Origin of the sequence: Cnuibacter physcomitrellae, from assembly GCF_014640535.1 — a bacterium.
In the GTDB taxonomy this organism is placed as follows: Bacteria; Actinomycetota; Actinomycetes; order Actinomycetales; family Microbacteriaceae; genus Cnuibacter; species Cnuibacter physcomitrellae.
Genome location: NZ_BMHD01000001.1, coordinates 633,307 through 649,964 on the forward strand (window position 1 = coordinate 633,307; position 16,658 = coordinate 649,964).

Consider the following 16,658-nt stretch of genomic DNA (forward strand, 5'->3'; position numbering starts at 1 on the left):
GGTGCGTCTTCCCCAACGACCTGCAGACGGAGCGATGACCGGTGTGCGGTTGTGCTGCCATTATGCCCACCGCGGATGCGAATCACAAGCGTGTAAGACAGCTCTCGGCCACGTCAAACCTATACTGAGTAGATGTCGATCCGCGCGGGCATCCTGGGCGTGCTCATCGAGCAGGACGCCTACGGGCTGCAGATCCACGGCGAGCTCGAGGAGCGCACCGCCCGGGTCGGGCGCATCAACGTCGGCCAGATCTACTCGACCCTCGATCGCCTCGTCACCTCCGGGTCGGTGACCCCGGGCGATCCCACCGACGACGGACTCCCCCGCTATCGGATCACCCAGGCCGGCCGCGAGGAGTTCGACGCCTGGCTCGACTCCCTCGATCCCGACGCCGCCTCCGCCTGGAACGACACCGTGTTCATGGTGCTGCTGGTGGCGAGCCTCCCGTCGCAGGACACCTCGGGCGTCCTCGATCGAGCCGAGGCGGTCTGGCGCGCCGCAGCCGACCGGACGGGGTCGGCACTGCCGGACAGGGCCAGGGCGCTCCTCGCCGGCGCCGCCCTCGACTGGCTCGCTGCGGCCCGGAGCGAGGCGCCGTCACTGCCGCGACCGCTCAGCGACCTCCGTCCCCGTCGCGGCCGACGTCCGGGCGCGACGCCACAAGGAGAGCGGCACGAAGCGGGCGAGCGCGCGCTCTGAGGTGGTCGCGTCCTCGGCCAGGGCCCCCAGCACGGCGTCGAGGTCGGAGGCGATGAGCGACCTCGCCTGCGCGTCGACCTGGCCGGGCGCGGCGAACTGCTCGCGCTCGACGGCGGCGGCGAGCCGCTGGAGCTGCTCCGCGGGCACCCTTCGCTCGGCGAGCACACGGCCGGCGAGCGACTGCACGGTCTCCGTCGGGGACCGCGAGAACCGCTCGTCGTCGAGCGAGTCCTCGAGCTCCATCCAGGCGAGGGTCGCCGGATGCGGGCTCTCACTCAGGGCTCTGACGCGCCGCCGACGGATGAGGGTGCGGACGGTGAACGGCATCAGCACGACGACGGCGACCGCCAGGACGATCAGACCCGCGACGAGCCAGCCCCGGGCGGTCTCGGCGCCGGACGAGGCAGCGGCCGAGGTGCCACCCACGTCGTCCTGCGGCCGCGCGCTCTGCGTGGTCTGAGGAACCTCCGCCGGGTCGCTGGCGACGGCCGCGCTATCGCCCGTGCCGGACGTCGCGTAGTCGGGGAGGCTGTAGTCCGGCGGCGTGAAGTCGAGGCCCGGGGTCGGCTCGAAGGGGACCCAGCCGATGCCCTCGAAGAACAGCTCGGGCCAGGAGTGCAGCTGATCGGTGTACACGTCGTAGGTCGTGACGCCGTCCTGGCTTCCTGTGGCGGTCTGGCTCGGCGCATAGCCGATGGCGATGCGCGCCGGGATGCCGAGCACGCGCGCCATGACGGCCATCGCCGAGGCGTAGTGCACGCAGTATCCCGACTTCGCCTCGAGGAACGCGGCGATCTGGTCGGCGCTGTCGCCGTCGTAGTTCCCGGACACCGGCGCGGAGAGCGAGTACGTGAACTGGCTCGACCTGAAGTACTCCTGCAGGGCCACCGCGCGGTCGTAGTTCGACGTCGCGGATGCGGTCACCGACCGAGCGGTGTCGCCGATGATCGCGGGCAGCACATCCGGCAGCTGCAGGTACCGGTCGAGATCGGTCGGCACGCTGCTCCCGGCGGCGGCGAACTGCTCGGGAGTGGGCTGCACGTCGACGCTCGAGACCGCGTAGGAGAGCCCGCGCGTGTCGAGCTCCGAGGTCGTGAGGGTCGAGAGCCCCGCCGAGAGCTGCCACTGGTCGTCGGCCAGTCCCTCCACCTGGGTCGCGGGGAACGGCATCGGCAGCCAGTCCGTACGCAGTGCCTCGATCGACACCTCCGTACGCTCGCTCTGCGTGGGCACGTCGGCGGCGAGCCCGACCGGTGTGCCGATCTGCTGCTCGGCGTACGGCACGAGGTCGTCGCCCTCCTCGGGGTGCCACGTCCCCTCCGTGAAGTCGCCGAGGGTCACCATCCTGAGGTACTCGGCCGAGTCGCCGGTGGTGGAGTACGAGAGCGAGAGCACGGGCGTGCTGCGCCGCAGGTCGCGGCCGAGCTGGATGGTCGGATCGATCCCGGCGGAGTACACGGAGGGGAAGAGGTTCCCGGCCTGATCCTTGTCGAGCGAGCCCTCGGTGAGTCCGGGCGTGACGGTGGGCAGCACCACCGTGGCGAGGGCCGTCGCACTCGCGATGACCACGGCGAGCATCCGGTTCCGGCCGGCCCGGGGATCGTGGCGTCGCACGGATGGGCCGCCGATGCGGGAGCCCGACCAGATCATGCCGAGGTATGCGAGGCCGACGAGCACGTAGATCCCGACCTGCGGCGCGGGCTCTCGGATGAACGGGGCGATGGCGAGCACGGCGAGGAGACCCACGCCGCTCAGCGCCGGTTTCCGGAGACCGGTGGCGAGCGCATCCGTCACGATCGCGATCAGGCCGATCGACATGACGAGGAGCTGGGTGATCGGCTCGTCTGCGACGGCCGGGACGGCCTGCACGGCGATCGACTCCCTGGCCGCCGCGAGGTCGGCCGACAGCTCCGACAGGGTCGCGAACGTCGGGATGACGAGCCAGAGCGTCGACGCGGCGTAGAGCGCGACGACGACCACGGCCCACACCACGGCCGAGGCGACCACGGCCGCGAGCTCGGATGCCCCCACGGCGCGCAGCAGCGCCGCGACGCCGAGGACGAGGACGACCATCGCCATGGTCGCGAACCACCAGCCGATGCCCTGGAGGAGAGGCGAGACCCCGAAGAGCGCCGCACCGATGCCGGCGGCGACGAACAGCGTGCTGAGCCAGGCGCCGGCGTGCTCGCGTCGCCGCTCCGCCCAGCGCCGCGGCCGACCCGCCCGAGGAGTGTCGACGCGCGCGGGAGCGACCCGAGCGCGAGGCCGTTCGGGGCGGGTGCCGAGAGCCGTCATGCGAGCCCCCTCGCCTCGCCGAGCGCACGCCAGACCGAGGGGACCGCCTCGTCGGGATCGACGTCGACCACGGTCCATCCCGCTCGGCGAAGCGACGTACCGACCTCGCTTCCGGCACCGCCCGCCCGTCCGACCTCGAGGTCGGCGTCGCTGCGTACGACGAAGGCGACCGGATGCGAGCTCATCGCCGCGAGCGACTGAAGGCCCTGCTCCGCCCCGGGCCTGTCCGCGACGAACGCGAACACGGGAGGGGCATCGGGCGACGTCAGGGAGGCGTCCCCCACTGCGGCGCGGAACGCGTCGGGGTCGGCGGCTCCGGCAGGCGTGGCGAAGGCGAGGTCGTACGCGACGCGCTGCGATCCGGCGACGTCGACGTAGATCGCGTCGGCCGACCTCTCGCCGAACCCCACCAGGCGCACGCCGAAGCCCTCCGCCACGAGGTGCTGAGCGACCGAGGCGGCGCCGCTCACGGCCCATTCGAACGCGTCGGACGCCGCGTCGTCACCCGGGAAGGACGACGCGTCGAGGAGCACCACCGCATCCTGGTCGTTCCGCTGATCGTCCTGCTTCACCATCAGCTCGCCGTGCCGGGCCGTGGCGGGCCAGTGCACCTTGCGCACCGAATCTCCCGGCTGGTAGCGCCGGGCGATGACGTCGGGTTCGCCCGCTCCGACCAGACGCCGCGCGGTCTGCTCCGATCCGTCTCCCGTGGAGAGGCGCAGGTCGGCCCGGGCGAGGTCGTAGACGGCGGGCGTCACCACCAGGCTGTCGGTCTCTCCGACCGCGACCGAGCGACGGGCCATGCCGAACGGGTCGGCGAACGTGAGGAGGAGCGGCCCGACGGTGTGGGCGCCACGGCGAGTGGTGTCGGGCCGGTAGTGCAGCCGCTGCACCTCCGGCTCGCCCGCCCTGCGCGCCGAGAACCCGGGCAGGGCCGGGAGCTCGCTCGGTGCGGTCGACGACATCGGCGCACTGGCCGGGTCGACCCAGGTGACCGCGGGCGTCCGCATCGCACCCCAGTTCTGCAGCAGCAGGACGGCGTCGACGGGCTCGCCTGCCGGGGCCGACTCGGGGACGAACCGCCGTCGCACGGTGAGCTGAACCCGGCGCAGCGCCGTCCAGGCGTATCCGAAGCCGACCACGGCGAGCAGGAAGCAGCCGAGGTAGGCGAACTCCTGCCGGGCGAAGTACCGCGTCGCGACGAAGGCGGCCACCGCCACGGCGAGCAGCGCCCACCCCCGCACCGTCAGGCGCGGTGCGCGGGTCGGACGTCGACGACGATCGGCGGCGGAGGCCATCGGTCAGCGGGTGCGTGCCAGCGGGACGGGAGTGGCGGAGACGATCGCGCGCAGGGAGTCGGCGATGGCCTGAGTGGCACCACCCCGATCGCTCGCGGCCCGCCGGGTGGGGACGATACGGTGGGCGAGCACCGGGACGACCAGCTCGTCGACGTCGTCGGGCACCACGAACTCGCGCCCCTTGAGCGCCGCGAGGACCTTCGCCGCGCGCACCAGGTGGAGCGTGCCGCGAGGGCTGGCGCCGAGTCTGAACTCCGGATGCGATCGGGTCGCCTGCACGATCGAGACCACGTAGGACTCGACTGCCCGGCTGACGTACACGGCCCGGGCGGTCTCGATGAGCTCGGCCAGCTCGGGCTTGCCCACGACGGGGCTCAACTCGTCGAGCGGACTGGCGTTCTCGCGCTGATGCAGCATCGCCAGCTCCGCCGACGCATCCGGGTACCCCATCGAGATGCGGACCATGAACCGGTCGCGCTGAGCCTCGGGAAGCGCGTAGGTGCCCTCCATCTCGATCGGGTTCTGCGTGGCGACCACCACGAACGGAGCCTCGAGCTGGTGGGTGACGCCGTCGACGGATACCTGCCCCTCCTCCATGCACTCGAGGAGGGCGGACTGGGTCTTCGGCGAGGCGCGGTTGATCTCGTCGGCCACGACGATGTTCGCGAACACCGCTCCCGGCTTGAACTCGAACTCGTGCGCCGCCTGGTTGTACATCGACACGCCCGTCACATCGGAGGGGAGCAGGTCGGGAGTGAACTGGATGCGGCTCACCGTGCATCCGACGCTGGTGGCGAGCGCCTTGGCGAGCGTGGTCTTGCCCACGCCCGGCACGTCCTCCACGAGCAGGTGCCCTTCGGCGATCAGCACGACGAGGGCGAGCGTGAGCGCCTCGCGCTTGCCGTCGATCACGGTCTCGAGGTTCGCCATGATGCGCCCGGTGCGGTCGGCGAACTCCTCGAGCGGCAGCGGCTCGGTGTGACGCGCGCTCGGCCCGTGCCCGGCGTTCTGGCTCGCGTTCTGGCCTGCGTTCTGGTCCGTGTCGAAGGTCATCGACGGCGCTCCCATCTGTGGGCGAGGAGGAAGAGGCTGCCGACCAGCGTCGCCACGCCGAGCGCGAGCAGGAACGGAGTCAGGGACGACACGAGCGAGTACACGACGAAGCCGCCCTGATCGAGCGTGGCGTTCCTCTGCTGATCGGCAATCACCAGGATGGCCACGATCGGCGCCACGACGAGGGCGACGCCGACCGCCCAGATCGCGACCACGAACCGGTCGACGAGCGCCACCGGCGCGGGCTCGACGGCGACGGAGGGCTCGATCCGGTCGACGTCGTCGAACACGCGGAGGTCGACGTCGTCGTCGAAGCCGGGTTGGAAGGCGGCATCGAACCGGCTGTCGAAGCCGCTGCCGTCGCCCGCGGTGGAGTGGCGCTGCACGGTGTCTCCTCGGAACATCTCGTTCCGATAACGGTAGTGCCCGCCGGGGACCCCCGTGTCGCTCCACACCCATTTCACACGGGCCCACCAGCCGCGCGCGGGGGGCCTGCCCGCCAATCTGACAGTCGTGGCGGCCGCCAGCCGTCACAGCCCACCACGACTGCCAGATCCACCGCCGGACGACGGACGGGCGGGGTGCGCCGGTGCGGGTGCTGGGCTGTTGCTCGGGGAGGTCCAGGCGGCTTAGCCTCAGTCGCATGCGGGACGTCGAGCGGTTGCGGCCCGACGTCCTCGAGTTCCTCTGGGACGTCGATCCGATCGGCATGAAGGACAAGCGCGCACTCGTCAGGGGCGAATACGACCGCTACGTCGATCGCGTCGTGAGCGACCTTGTCAACCGCGGTCCGTTCGAGGCAGCGCAGCGCCTGTCTGCGCGATGGGACGAGGAGATGATGGTCACGATCGATCCCGACCGGCTGATCCCCGGTCTCTCCGCGATCGACGTGCAGAACGCGCCCTGACCACCGGTGGTGCACCGTAGGGCGGACGGGACTTGAACCCGTGACCGACGGATTATGAGTCCGCTGCTCTGACCAGCTGAGCTACCGCCCCGCGGCCGGCGACGGGTCGCACGGCCGAGGTACACGATACCGCGCCTCGGCGGAGCGACCCGCTCACGCCGCGGGCGAGGCTACGCGGCGGAGGAGCGCTCCTCGTCGGACGGGCGGGAGACCGCCGGGTCGCTGACCTTCTCGCCGCGGTACAGGCGCTCGAAGGTCGCTAGCGTCCGGTCGATGTCGTGGGCGGCGACGATGTCGAGCGACTCGCGCTTCATCGCCTGCAGCTCGTCCTCGGGAAGGCGGAGCACACGCTCGAGCTTGGCCGCCAGATCCGCGGCGTCTCCCGGCGTGAAGAGGTAGCCGTTCTCGCCGTCGTGCACGAGGTGAGGGAGAGCCATCGCATCGGCCGCCACGACCGGCAGGCCGCTGGCGAGCGCCTCCATGGTGGCGATGCTCTGCAGCTCGGCGATCGACGGCATCGCGAACACGGTCGACCTCGTGTACGAGGCGCGGAGCTCCTCGTCGGACACCCGCCCCGTGAAGCTGACACGGTCGGCGATGCCCAGCGTCTCGGCGAGCTGCTGGAGGTTCTTCAGCTGGTCGCCCCCGCCGACGACGTCGAGGTGGACGTCGAGGTCGCTCGGGAGCATCTGCACGGCCTTCAGGAGCACATCGATCTGCTTCTCGGGCGCGACCCGGCCCACGAACAGGATGCGGTTGCCCTCGCGGGGCCCGAAGTCGGGGGTGTAGTCCGACGCCCGGATGCCGCAGCTGATCGCGTACGTGTTGGTCATCCCGGTGCCGCGCTCGAAGAAGTCGGCGGCGCGGCGAGTCGGCGCCGTCACGGCCTCCGCCTTGCTGAACGACCGGCGGGCCGCCTTCCACGCCAGCTTGATGACGACGTCCTTCGCCGCCTGCGGGATGGGCATGAAAGCGGTGAGGTTCTCGGGCATCACGTGGTTGGTGCCGATGATGCGGATGCCGCGCTTCTGAGCCTCGGCCGCGAGCCCGCGACCCACCACGATGTGCGACTGGAAGTGCACGACGTCGGGCTGGACCTCGTCGATGATGCGCGCGCTGTTCTTCCGGATCGTCCACGGCATCACGAACCGCAGCCAGTCGTGGAACGGCCAACGGAGGCTGAAGAGCCGGTGGGCGGTGACCTTCTGGCCGTCGTACTCCTCGGTCCAGGTGCCGTGAGCCCTCGAGGCGGCCGGCACCACGACGTGCACGTCGTGGCCGCGCGAGGCGAGTCCGGAGGCGAGGTGCTCCGCGAACTTCGCGGATCCGTTGACGTCGGGCGAGAACGTGTCAGCTCCGATGATGATGCGCAGCGGACGCTCGGCGTCCGGTGCGGAGCTCGATGGCTCGCTGCTCGGCGATTCTCGGAAGTCGGTCACACGGTATCTTTCTATTTCTTCGGCGGTGGGTCGTCGTCGTTCCGGGCAGCATCCACCTTAGCGCCGCGCCTGCGGATGGAATCGCGCCAGGCCGAACACACCCAGGATGGCGACCAGCCCGAACACGACGAACGCGATCATGGCCCAGATCGGCGCCTGAGACGCCTCGCCGAGCACGATGATGCCGATGCCCACGGCGACGAGGGGGTCGACGACGGTGAGGCCGGCGATGACGAGATCGGGCGGACCGGAGGCGTAGGCGTTCTGCACGAAGTACCCGCCGAGGCCTCCGGCGGCCAGGAGCCCGAGGACGCACAGGATGGTGAGCCAGCCGAAGTCGCCCTGGGTCACGCGGCTGATCACGACCTTGGCGAGGGTCGCGACGAAGCCGTAGAGGACCCCGGCGCCGATGATGTAGGCGATCGCCTTGAAGCGCTTCCCCGCCAGCGCGAACAGGGCCCCCATGATGGCGAGCACCACCGCCAGGATGATGAGGATGATGACCAGGTCGCGCGTGGTGACGGGCTTGTCGCGCGCGGTGAACGCCGCCACGAGCACGAACGCCCCCACGCCGCCCACGCAGAGCACGATCGACACGACGGAGGCGCGGTTGAGCTTCACCTTGCTCAGCCGGGAGTTGAGGATGCTCGTGATCACGAGCGCGACCGCGCCGAGCGGCTGGACGACGATGATCGGCGAGAAACCGAGGCTCGTCAGCTGGAGCACGATCGCGAGGCCGAGCATCAGCGACCCGATCACCCAGGACGGCCGTCCGAGCAGGGCGAGGATCTGCCGCATGCTCAGACCCTTGACCGCCTCGTGGGTCCTGGCCTCGACCTTGGCGACCCCGCGGTGCTGGAACTGAGCGCCGAGGCTCAGGAAGACGGCGCCCACGAGGGCGAGCGGGATGCCGATGAACTGCTTCGGATCGAGAGCGATCTGATCGGTGAGATCGCTCAGTTCGGGAGGCACCAGACGACGATACCCCGTGGCACCGCTGGATAGAGTGAGCGAATGGCCGTTCTCCCGATCCGGATCATGGGCGAGCCCGTGCTCCACTCCCCCGCCGCCCCCGTCGAGACGATCGACGACGACCTCCGCAGGCTCGTCGCCGACATGTTCGAGACCATGGACGCAGCTCCCGGAGTCGGGCTCGCGGGCCCCCAGGTGGGCGTACCGCTCCGCCTCTTCGTGTACAGCTGGACGGACGAGGCCGACGAGCTCCATCGCGGGGTGGCCATCAACCCGGAGCTGTTCATCACGCCGGCCTCTCCCGACCCCGCGGATCCCGACGACGAGTCCGAGGGGTGCCTGTCCTTCCCGGGTGAGCGCTACCCGCTGGCCCGGGGCGCGAGGGCGATCCTCCGAGCGACGGATCTCGACGGGACGCGGTACCAGATCGAGTGCTCGGGGTGGCTGGCCCGCATCTTCCAGCACGAGTACGACCACCTCGACGGCGTCCTCTACATCGACCGCCTCGACCACGAGTACGCCAAGCCCGTCGCGAAGACCGCGAAGAAGAACGGATGGGGTGTGCCCGGCCACAGCTGGCTGCCGGGCCGCGACCACCTCGAGGACTGACCCTCAGCGCCCCGCGCGTGCCGGCGTCTCCGCGGTCACGCCATCCCCGCCAGCGCTCGCAGGAGCGCTGCGACGACCGCCGCCGCGATCACCACGAGGACGAACGGGACCTTCAGGGCGTACAGCACGGCGGCCACGCCCACGGCCGGCAGCCGCGCATCCACCTGGAGGGCCTGCCCCTGCCCGACCGTCTGGACCACGATGAGCGCCGCCAGCAGAGCCACGGTGAGCAGGCTCGCGACCCGAGCGACCCGGGGATGCTCGAAGGCGCGCGCCGGCACCACGTAGCCGACGGCCTTGAGCGCGAAGCAGGCCAGCGACGCGACGATAACGATCTGCCAGGTGGTCACGGCGCGGCCTCCTCACGGGGTCGCGAGGCGAAGAGGTTGAGACCGCCGACCAGCACCGCGACCGCCCCCGCGATGAGCACGGGGAGACCCGGCGGGAGAGCCGGGATGAGGGCCGTCGCCACGACCGCGGCGCCCACGGCGACGGCCAGGGCCTGACGCTCCCGCAGGCGGGGCCACAGCAGCCCCAGGAACGCGGCCGCGGCCGCGGCGTCCAGTCCGTAGGAGCGGACGTCTCCCAGCAGATCGCCGACCAGAGCGCCGATCAGGGTCGTGATGTTCCATCCGACGTAGATGGCCAGGCCCGTCGCCCAGAAGCCGATCCGCTGCCCGCGGAGGGTCGATCGAGCGGTGGCCACCGCGGTCGACTCGTCGATCGTCAGGTGCGCCGCCGCAGCCCTCCGCGCAAGGCCCGGACCGACCACCGGCGACATCCGGACCGCGTAGAACGCGTTGCGGACGCCGAGCAGCGTCGCGCCCGTGATCGCGGAGACACCGGCAGCGGCGCCGCCCGAGGCGAGCACGCCGATGAGGGCGAACTGCGAGCCGCCCGTGAACATCACGAGGCTGAGGAAGCAGGTCTGCCAGACGTCGAGCCCCGAGGCCGTCGCCAGCGCTCCGAACGACACCCCGTACGCCGCCGTGGCGAGTCCGACGGCGAGAGCCGACCGCAGCGCCGCGCGTTCGTCGGGCGTGCGTTCGGACATGGTCCCACCACTGTACGCAACCCCTGGAACGTCCAGGGTCGGAGGCGTAGCCTGTGGCCATCGCGGAAGGAAGTGCAATGACGCATGCGTACACGCGGGTGATCCACTACGGAGGCCGGGTCTACCTCGCGACCGAGACGATGAGCGACATCTTCAGCGCCCACGCGCACGACACGATCGAGCGCGGCGACACCGAGCTCGTCCCCCTGCTGCACGAGGGCGGTGTGGAGATGCTCCTGATCACTCCGGCGACCAGGTTCGCGGTCACCGAGATCGAGGTGGGCCTGAAGAGCCCGCCCGTGATCGCACCGGCGACTCCTCTCGAGCAGGACCGCCGGGTCGCGGGCTGACCGCCCGTCCCGATCGCCCAGGACGACGAAGGCCCCGCGGGATTCCGCGGGGCCTTCGTCGTGTCGCTCCCCGACTTGGACTCGAACCAAGAACCTGCCGGTTAACAGCCGGCTGCTCTGCCAATTGAGCTATCGAGGATCACTGCTGAAGAACAGCGGAGACAACACTATCACCATTCCGAGTCGCTCGTCTCACGTGCCAGCTCGGCCACGTACGGGTGGCGTGGATCGTCGAGCACCTCGTCGATGTCGCCGAGCCCCACGACGACGCCCTCGTGGATGACGGCGATGCGGTCGACGGCGCGGCGCAGGGACTCGAGGTCGTGGCTGACCAGCAGGGCGGCGCCGCCGCGCGCACGCTGGAAGCCCGCGATCGCATCGATCACCTGCCCGCGCACGGAGACGTCGACGCCCGCGGTGGGCTCGTCGGCGATGAGGAGGACGGGGTCGAGGGCGAGGCTCCGCGCCACCGCCACCCTCTGCCGCTGCCCGCTGGAGAGCTCGTGCGGCTGCTTGAGCATCGTGCCCACCGGGAGCAGCAGCGAGTCGACCAGGGTCGCGGCCTTGAGACCCGCGTCGCGGCGGTCGTGCTTGCGGTCGCGCAGGAAGATCGGCTCGGCCACGATCTCGGCGACCGTCATGTTCGGGGTGAGCGTCGTCCCCGCATCCTGCTTCACGTAGCCCACCCCGAGGGTGAACTCGGTCAGCTTGTTCCGCCGGATCGTCCGCATCTCGTATCCCAGCACCTGGAGGCTGCCGCCGATGATCCGCGGCTGCACCTCGGAGCCCGTCTTGAGCGCCGCCTGTCCCGACGCGACCTGCGCGAGGGTCGACTTGCCCGAGCCGCTCGAGCCCACGAGTCCGACGATCTCGCCGGGCTCGATCGTCAGGGTGAACCCCTTCACGGCGACGTGGGAGGGGCTGACGCTGTGAGCCGGATACTCGATCGTCACGTCGGATGCGGTGAGGACGTTGCGCGATGCCACCCGGCAGAGCCTACCCGCGCACCCTCATTCCGCCTGGAAGGCGCGACGCTGGGCCTCGAGTTCGGCGATCTGCGACCCCAGGCGGCGGTACTCGTCCGGCGCGGCGATGCGATCGGTCCGCTGGAGGGTCCTGATCAGCTGGTCCTTCCGCCGGAGCAGATCGCGGAGGTAGATCTCCCCCGTGATGGTGCGGAGGTAGATCTCGGGCTGCCGGCTGGGGCGCTCGGGGATCGGGACGACGGCGAGCTGGCCGACCAGGGCGCGATACTCCTCGGGGACGTCCTGCTCGACGACCGAGACCCAGCCGGGCTCGGTGTACTCGTCGAGGTGCCGAGCCATCGCGTCGCGCACGGCGGCCAGAGCGGCGTTGCTGAAGCCGCTGGAGGTCACCTTCTCGATGAGGTCGCGGCCGATCAGCACCGGGAACTGCAGGATGGCCTGGAGAGCGTCGCGCTCCTGCCGGGTGGCGGTGGCGGTGGGCAGGTCGGTGATGCTCACCGCGACCGGTGCCGGCCGGGCGGGTTCGGCACCCGACCCGGGCTCCTGTGTGGACCCCTGGCCGTGCTGCTGCGGTGGCGGGGAGCCCTGCGGCCGCTCGCCGGTCTGGGGACGCCGGGAGCCCTCGGAGGGGCTCGAGCCGCGCCGAGCCGCTGCCTCGACGGCGCGCGAGACCTCGTCGAGGTCGGAGCCGAGCATGCGGGCCAACTGGCGCGTGTACGCCGGGCGGAGGGCCGAGTCGCGGATGTCGGCGACGATCGGGGCGGCATCCCGGAGCGCGGCGACGCGCCCCTCGACGGTCTCCAGGTCGTAGGTGTCGAGCTTCTGCTTGATCACGAACTCGAACATGGGCCGCTTGGTGCGCAGGAGGCGCCGTACCGCCTCGTCGCCCTTCGCGAGCCGGAGGTCGCAGGGATCGAGGCCGTCGGGCGCGACGGCGACGTAGGTCTGCGCCGCGAACCGCTGCTCCTCGGCGAACGCGCGGACGGCCGCCTTCTGACCCGCCGCATCCGGATCGAAGGTGAACACCACCTCGCCGAGACCCGAGGCGTCGTCGCCCATGACCCTGCGGATGATCTTGATGTGGTCGACGCCGAAGCTGGTGCCGCAGGTGGCGACCGCGGTGGTGACGCCTGCGAGGTGGCACGCCATCACGTCGGTGTAGCCCTCGACGATGACCACCTGGCGGCCCCGGCCGATGTCGCGCTTGGCGAGGTCGAGCCCGTAGAGCACCTGCGCCTTGTGGTAGACCGCGGTCTCGGGGGTGTTGAGGTACTTCGGCCCCTTGTCGTCGTCGTAGAGCCGGCGGGCGCCGAAGCCGACCGTCTGACCGGTCTGGTCGCGGATGGGCCACATCAGGCGCCCGCGGAACCGGTCGTAGCTGCTCCCCCGCTCCCCGGTGCTGAGGAGGCCCGCGCCGGTCAGCTCCGCCTCGGTGAAGCCCCGCCCCTTCAGGTGAGCGCCCAGGTTGTCCCACCCCTGAGGGGCGTAGCCCACCCCGAAGCGCTGCGCAGCCGCGGGGTCGAAGCCGCGGCCGCCCAGGAAGCGTCGCGCCTCATCGGCGCCCGCGCTCGTGAGCTGCTCGATGAAGTACTCGGACGCCGCCTGGTTGGCCGCGAGCAGACGCGCCCGGTTGCCGTGGTCGGAGGCCGCTGCGCCGCCGTCCTCGTAGTGGAGGGTGTACCCGATGCTCGCCGCGAGGCGCTCGACGGCCTCGGTGAAGGTCACGTGGTCCATCTTCTGGAGGAAGGTGAAGACGTCGCCGTCCTCCCCGCATCCGAAGCAGTGGTACCGGCCCACCTGCGGGCGCACGTGGAAGCTCGGCGACTTCTCGTCGTGGAACGGGCAGAGGCCCTTCATCGAGCCGATGCCCGCGCTCTTGAGCGCGACGAAGTCGCCCACGACGGAGGCGATGTCGATGCGCGACCTGACCTCGTCGATGTCGCTGCGGCGGATGAGTCCAGCCATGGATCTCAGGATACGGTCGCGCCGACGAGCCTGGCGTGCCAGGCGAGCGCGGTCTGGTCGGTGAGGCTGGCGACCTGGTCGACGACCACCCGGCGCCGGGTGGCGTCGTCTCCGGCCTCGGCCCAGTCGAGGCGGAACGCCGTGTCGAGGTGGGCCCCGCCGGTCTGCCAGAGGCGGTCGGCGAGCTGCTGGAGCTGCTCGCGCTGTCGCATGTAGATGGGCTGCCTGGCGTCGTTGCTCATGACGAAGACCGACACGATGCCCTTGAGGGTCGCGATCTCGGCCGCGATCTCGGCGGGGACCACGACGTCGGCGCCGTAGCGGGCGAGCGAGGAGGCGGGTGCGGCAGCCCGCGTCGCCTCCGTGGCGGCGCCCGCGAAGCGCCCGATCAGCTGGCTCGTGAGGTTCTTCAGATGGGCGTGGGCCCGGCGGCTGTCGTCCCACCCGGTCAGCCAGACCTCCAGGTGGTCGAGGCGCTCGAACGCGGCCACGATGTCGTCGAGGCTGAACTCGCCGCCCGAGCGCGCGTGGATGCTGTGCAGCAGGGACTCGTGGTCGGCGCGTTCGGCGAGGAGGTCGACGTCGATGTAGCCGTTCAGCACCGCATCCTCGAAGTCGTGCACCGAGTACGCGATGTCGTCGGAGAGGTCCATGACCTGGGCCTCGACGCAGAGGGCCCGCTCGGGCGCCTCGAGACGGAACCACCGGAAGACCTCGACGTCGTCGTCGTAGACGCCGTACTTCAGTCGTCCGCTGGCGTCGGGCACCGGATCGGCCGCCGTCCACGGGTACTTGCAGCTCGCGTCGAGCGAGGCGCGGGTGAGGTTGAGCCCGTAGCTACGGCCGTCGTCGCCGAACGACTTGGGCTCGAGACGGGTGAGGATGCGGAGGCTCTGGGCGTTGCCCTCGAACCCGCCGATGTCGGCCGCCCACTCGTTGAGCGCGCGCTCCCCGTTGTGACCGAAGGGCGGATGCCCGAGGTCGTGGGCGAGGCATGCCGAGTCGACGACGTCGGGGTCGAGACCGAGGCTCGCGGCGAGCTCACGGCCGACCTGAGCCACCTCGAGCGAGTGCGTCAGCCTGTTGCGCGCGAAGTCGGCCACGACGGCCGGGCTCAGGACCTGCGTCTTCGCCGCGAGGCGACGCAGCGACGAGGAGTGCAGGATGCGGGCCCGGTCTCGCGCGAAGTCGCTGCGCCTGGAGTAGTGCTCCTCGGGGAGGAACCGCTCGACGTCGCGTTCGCCGTAGCCCTCCGCCGACCGGTGCTCAGCCCCCACTGTGCGTGAGCTCCGCGGCCGCGAGGTCGGATCGGGCACCCGTCGCGATGGAGCGCGAGGTCAGCCATCCGTCGGGCAGGGACGGGTTCTTGGGGCTGCCCGCGCGCCCGCGCGGACCCTCGGCGTCGGCGCCCGGGTACGGCATGTCCCAGTCGAGGGTGGCGAGGATCTCGTCCATCTCGTCGAGCGTGCGCACGGTGGAGAGCGCGGCGCGCACCTCGTGGCCGGCCGGGTAGCCCTTGAGGTACCAGGCGACGTGCTTCCGGATGTCGCGGCAGGCGCGATCCTCGTCGCCGAAGAACTCGACCAGCAGCTCGGTGTGCCGCTTCAGCGTGCGCGCGACGTCGCCGAGCGACGGCGCAGCACGGAGCGCCTCGGCCTCCTCGGCCGTCAGCTGCCCGGAGCGGACCCGGAAGGCGGCGGCGAGGTCGCCGAACAGCCACGGCCGCCCGAGGCAGCCTCGGCCCACGACCACCCCGTCGCACCCGGTCTCGTCGACCATGCGGAGGGCGTCGTCGCCCGACCAGATGTCGCCGTTGCCGAGCACGGGAATGTCGGTGATGGTCTCCTTGAGGGTGGCGATCGCCGACCAGTCGGCGTGCCCGCTGTAGAAGTCGGCGGCCGTGCGGGCGTGCAGCGCGATCGCCGCGGCGCCCGCGCCCTGCGCCGCGCGGGCGGCCTCGAGGTAGGTGAGGTGGTCGGTGTCGATGCCCTTGCGCATCTTCACGGTGACCGGGATGTCGCCCCCCGCGTCGACCACCGACTCGACGATCTCGCGGAAGAGGTCGAGCTTCCACGGCAGGGCCGCTCCGCCGCCCTTGCGCGTGACCTTCGGCACCGGGCAGCCGAAGTTCATGTCGATGTGGTCGGTGCGATCCTCCTCGACCAGGATGCGGGCCGCGTCGGCCATGGTCTTCGGGTCGACGCCGTAGAGCTGGATGGAGCGCGGGGTCTCGGAGGGGTGGTGCGTGATCAGCCGCATGGTCTCGGGCGTGCGCTCGACCAGGGCGCGGCTGGTGATCATCTCGCTGACGTAGAGACCCGCGCCGAACTCGCGGCAGAGCCGACGGAAGGCCGTGTTCGTGATGCCCGCCATCGGCGCCAGCACGACGGGGACGTCGAGCTGGATGGGGCCGATCGCGAGGCCGGGCTGAGCGAGGGTGTCGGTGGTCATCGTGCTTCGATTCTCCCAGACTCCGACGGGGGTGGGGCGCCCGCCGGGAATCCTGGGGACGGTCGTGCGATTGAATGGGGTTGTGGAGAACTCAGGCATCGAACGGGTGAAGACGCACGCCGAGCAGCTCGGACTCGACGTCGAGGTGGTGGAGCGACCCGCGGCCGACTCGCTGGAGGGCGCGGCGGCGCTCCTCGGCCTGCAGCCCGGCGACATCATGAAGAGCCTGGTGGTGAAGCGTCACGACGGCGACTTCCTCTTCGCGCTCATCCCCGGCGACCGGCAGATCAGCTGGCCCAAGCTCCGGGCCCTGGTGGGTGTCAACAAGCTCGCGATGCCGCCTCAGGACGTGGCCCTCGCCGCCACCGGGTACGAGCGCGGCACGATCACGCCGCTCGGCTCGACCACCGCCTGGCCCGTGTACCAGGACGCCGCGTTCCACGGCCGCGTCGCGATGGGCGCGGGCGCCCACGGCCACAGCGCCTTCGTGGATGCGGAGCAGCTCGCGAAGGCGCTCGGAGCCACGGTCGCCGACATCTCCGAGCCGATCCCCCCGCGCTGACCCGGGTCGCTGCGGTCG

The 16,658-nt window shown here is 71.1% G+C and carries 17 protein-coding genes and 2 tRNA genes; 5 read left to right on the top strand and 14 right to left on the bottom strand.

The genetic code is table 11. The features are described 5' to 3' along the window. The first annotated feature begins 132 nt into the window (after nt 1-132). Entirely contained in the window at nt 133-699 is a 567-nt protein-coding gene (locus IEX69_RS03035; RefSeq protein ID WP_085019656.1) for a PadR family transcriptional regulator, read from the top strand. On the opposite strand, the gene IEX69_RS03040 is transcribed toward IEX69_RS03035, so the two are convergent. Genes IEX69_RS03040 through IEX69_RS03055 form a run of 4 tightly spaced genes read right to left on the bottom strand, consistent with a single transcriptional unit; the run spans nt 598 to nt 5,731 of the window. Then, entirely contained in the window at nt 598-2,994 is a 2,397-nt protein-coding gene (locus IEX69_RS03040) for a transglutaminase TgpA family protein (RefSeq protein WP_085019657.1), read from the bottom strand. The genes IEX69_RS03035 and IEX69_RS03040 overlap by 102 nt on opposite strands. Further along, a complete protein-coding gene (locus tag IEX69_RS03045) occupies nt 2,991-4,292 on the bottom strand; it encodes a DUF58 domain-containing protein (protein WP_085019658.1) in 1,302 nt (433 codons plus the stop codon). The genes IEX69_RS03040 and IEX69_RS03045 overlap by 4 nt, the downstream gene beginning before the upstream one ends. A gap of 3 nt (nt 4,293-4,295) precedes the next feature. Next, nucleotides 4,296-5,345: an AAA family ATPase gene (locus tag IEX69_RS03050; RefSeq protein ID WP_157127175.1), complete on the bottom strand. Its 1,050-nt coding sequence runs from the start codon at nt 5,343-5,345 to the stop codon at nt 4,296-4,298. Then, the gene (locus IEX69_RS03055; protein WP_157127176.1) at nt 5,342-5,731 is read right to left on the bottom strand and encodes a hypothetical protein; all 390 of its coding nucleotides are present in this window, start codon (nt 5,729-5,731) and stop codon (nt 5,342-5,344) included. Before IEX69_RS03055 ends, IEX69_RS03050 begins: the two co-directional genes overlap by 4 nt. 257 nt (nt 5,732-5,988) lie before the next feature. Between IEX69_RS03055 and IEX69_RS03060 the strand changes: the two genes are divergently transcribed. After that, entirely contained in the window at nt 5,989-6,252 is a 264-nt protein-coding gene (locus tag IEX69_RS03060) for a hypothetical protein (protein WP_085019661.1), read from the top strand. A 17-nt stretch (nt 6,253-6,269) separates the two neighbouring features. On the opposite strand, the gene IEX69_RS03065 is transcribed toward IEX69_RS03060, so the two are convergent. From IEX69_RS03065 to IEX69_RS03075, 3 genes are all read right to left on the bottom strand, one after another. Further along, nucleotides 6,270-6,343: transfer RNA gene (locus tag IEX69_RS03065), tRNA-Ile, on the bottom strand. Between the two features lie 79 nt (nt 6,344-6,422). Continuing rightward, nucleotides 6,423-7,691: a glycosyltransferase gene (locus tag IEX69_RS03070; RefSeq protein ID WP_229756213.1), complete on the bottom strand. Its 1,269-nt coding sequence runs from the start codon at nt 7,689-7,691 to the stop codon at nt 6,423-6,425. A 57-nt stretch (nt 7,692-7,748) separates the two neighbouring features. Further along, nucleotides 7,749-8,663, bottom strand: coding sequence for a DMT family transporter (locus IEX69_RS03075; RefSeq protein WP_085019662.1), 915 nt, complete (start codon nt 8,661-8,663; stop codon nt 7,749-7,751). A 42-nt stretch (nt 8,664-8,705) separates the two neighbouring features. Between IEX69_RS03075 and def the strand changes: the two genes are divergently transcribed. Continuing rightward, entirely contained in the window at nt 8,706-9,272 is a 567-nt protein-coding gene (def, locus tag IEX69_RS03080) for a peptide deformylase (protein WP_085019663.1), read from the top strand. A gap of 35 nt (nt 9,273-9,307) precedes the next feature. Here def and IEX69_RS03085 read toward each other — a convergent pair whose 3' ends face one another. Both IEX69_RS03085 and IEX69_RS03090 read right to left on the bottom strand, forming a co-directional pair. Continuing rightward, nucleotides 9,308-9,622: an AzlD domain-containing protein gene (locus IEX69_RS03085; RefSeq protein ID WP_085019664.1), complete on the bottom strand. Its 315-nt coding sequence runs from the start codon at nt 9,620-9,622 to the stop codon at nt 9,308-9,310. Next, entirely contained in the window at nt 9,619-10,326 is a 708-nt protein-coding gene (locus tag IEX69_RS03090) for an AzlC family ABC transporter permease (protein WP_085019665.1), read from the bottom strand. The genes IEX69_RS03085 and IEX69_RS03090 overlap by 4 nt, the downstream gene beginning before the upstream one ends. Nucleotides 10,327-10,403: 77 nt before the next feature. Here IEX69_RS03090 and IEX69_RS03095 point away from each other — a divergent pair, with 77 nt between their 5' ends. Continuing rightward, nucleotides 10,404-10,676: a hypothetical protein gene (locus tag IEX69_RS03095; RefSeq protein ID WP_085019666.1), complete on the top strand. Its 273-nt coding sequence runs from the start codon at nt 10,404-10,406 to the stop codon at nt 10,674-10,676. Between the two features lie 66 nt (nt 10,677-10,742). Here the strand turns inward: IEX69_RS03095 and IEX69_RS03100 are convergent. From IEX69_RS03100 to dusB, 5 genes are all read right to left on the bottom strand, one after another. Next, nucleotides 10,743-10,815 (bottom strand) — tRNA-Asn (locus IEX69_RS03100). Nucleotides 10,816-10,846: 31 nt separating this feature from the next. Next, nucleotides 10,847-11,662, bottom strand: a complete 816-nt coding sequence (locus IEX69_RS03105; protein WP_085019667.1) for an ATP-binding cassette domain-containing protein — start codon at nt 11,660-11,662, stop codon at nt 10,847-10,849. 24 nt (nt 11,663-11,686) lie between these two features. Beyond that, a complete protein-coding gene (gene dnaG, locus IEX69_RS03110) occupies nt 11,687-13,627 on the bottom strand; it encodes a DNA primase (RefSeq protein WP_085019668.1) in 1,941 nt (646 codons plus the stop codon). Between the two features lie 5 nt (nt 13,628-13,632). After that, nucleotides 13,633-14,904 carry a deoxyguanosinetriphosphate triphosphohydrolase gene (locus IEX69_RS03115; protein WP_174604442.1) on the bottom strand — a complete coding sequence of 424 codons (1,272 nt, stop codon included), beginning with the start codon at nt 14,902-14,904 and terminating at the stop codon, nt 13,633-13,635. Further along, nucleotides 14,894-16,078: a tRNA dihydrouridine synthase DusB gene (dusB, locus tag IEX69_RS03120; protein WP_085019670.1), complete on the bottom strand. Its 1,185-nt coding sequence runs from the start codon at nt 16,076-16,078 to the stop codon at nt 14,894-14,896. Before dusB ends, IEX69_RS03115 begins: the two co-directional genes overlap by 11 nt. 82 nt (nt 16,079-16,160) lie before the next feature. Between dusB and IEX69_RS03125 the strand changes: the two genes are divergently transcribed. Then, on the top strand, nt 16,161-16,640 hold the full coding sequence (locus IEX69_RS03125) for an aminoacyl-tRNA deacylase (RefSeq protein ID WP_229756214.1): 480 nt from the start codon (nt 16,161-16,163) through the stop codon (nt 16,638-16,640). The last annotated feature ends 18 nt before the right edge of the window (nt 16,641-16,658 follow it).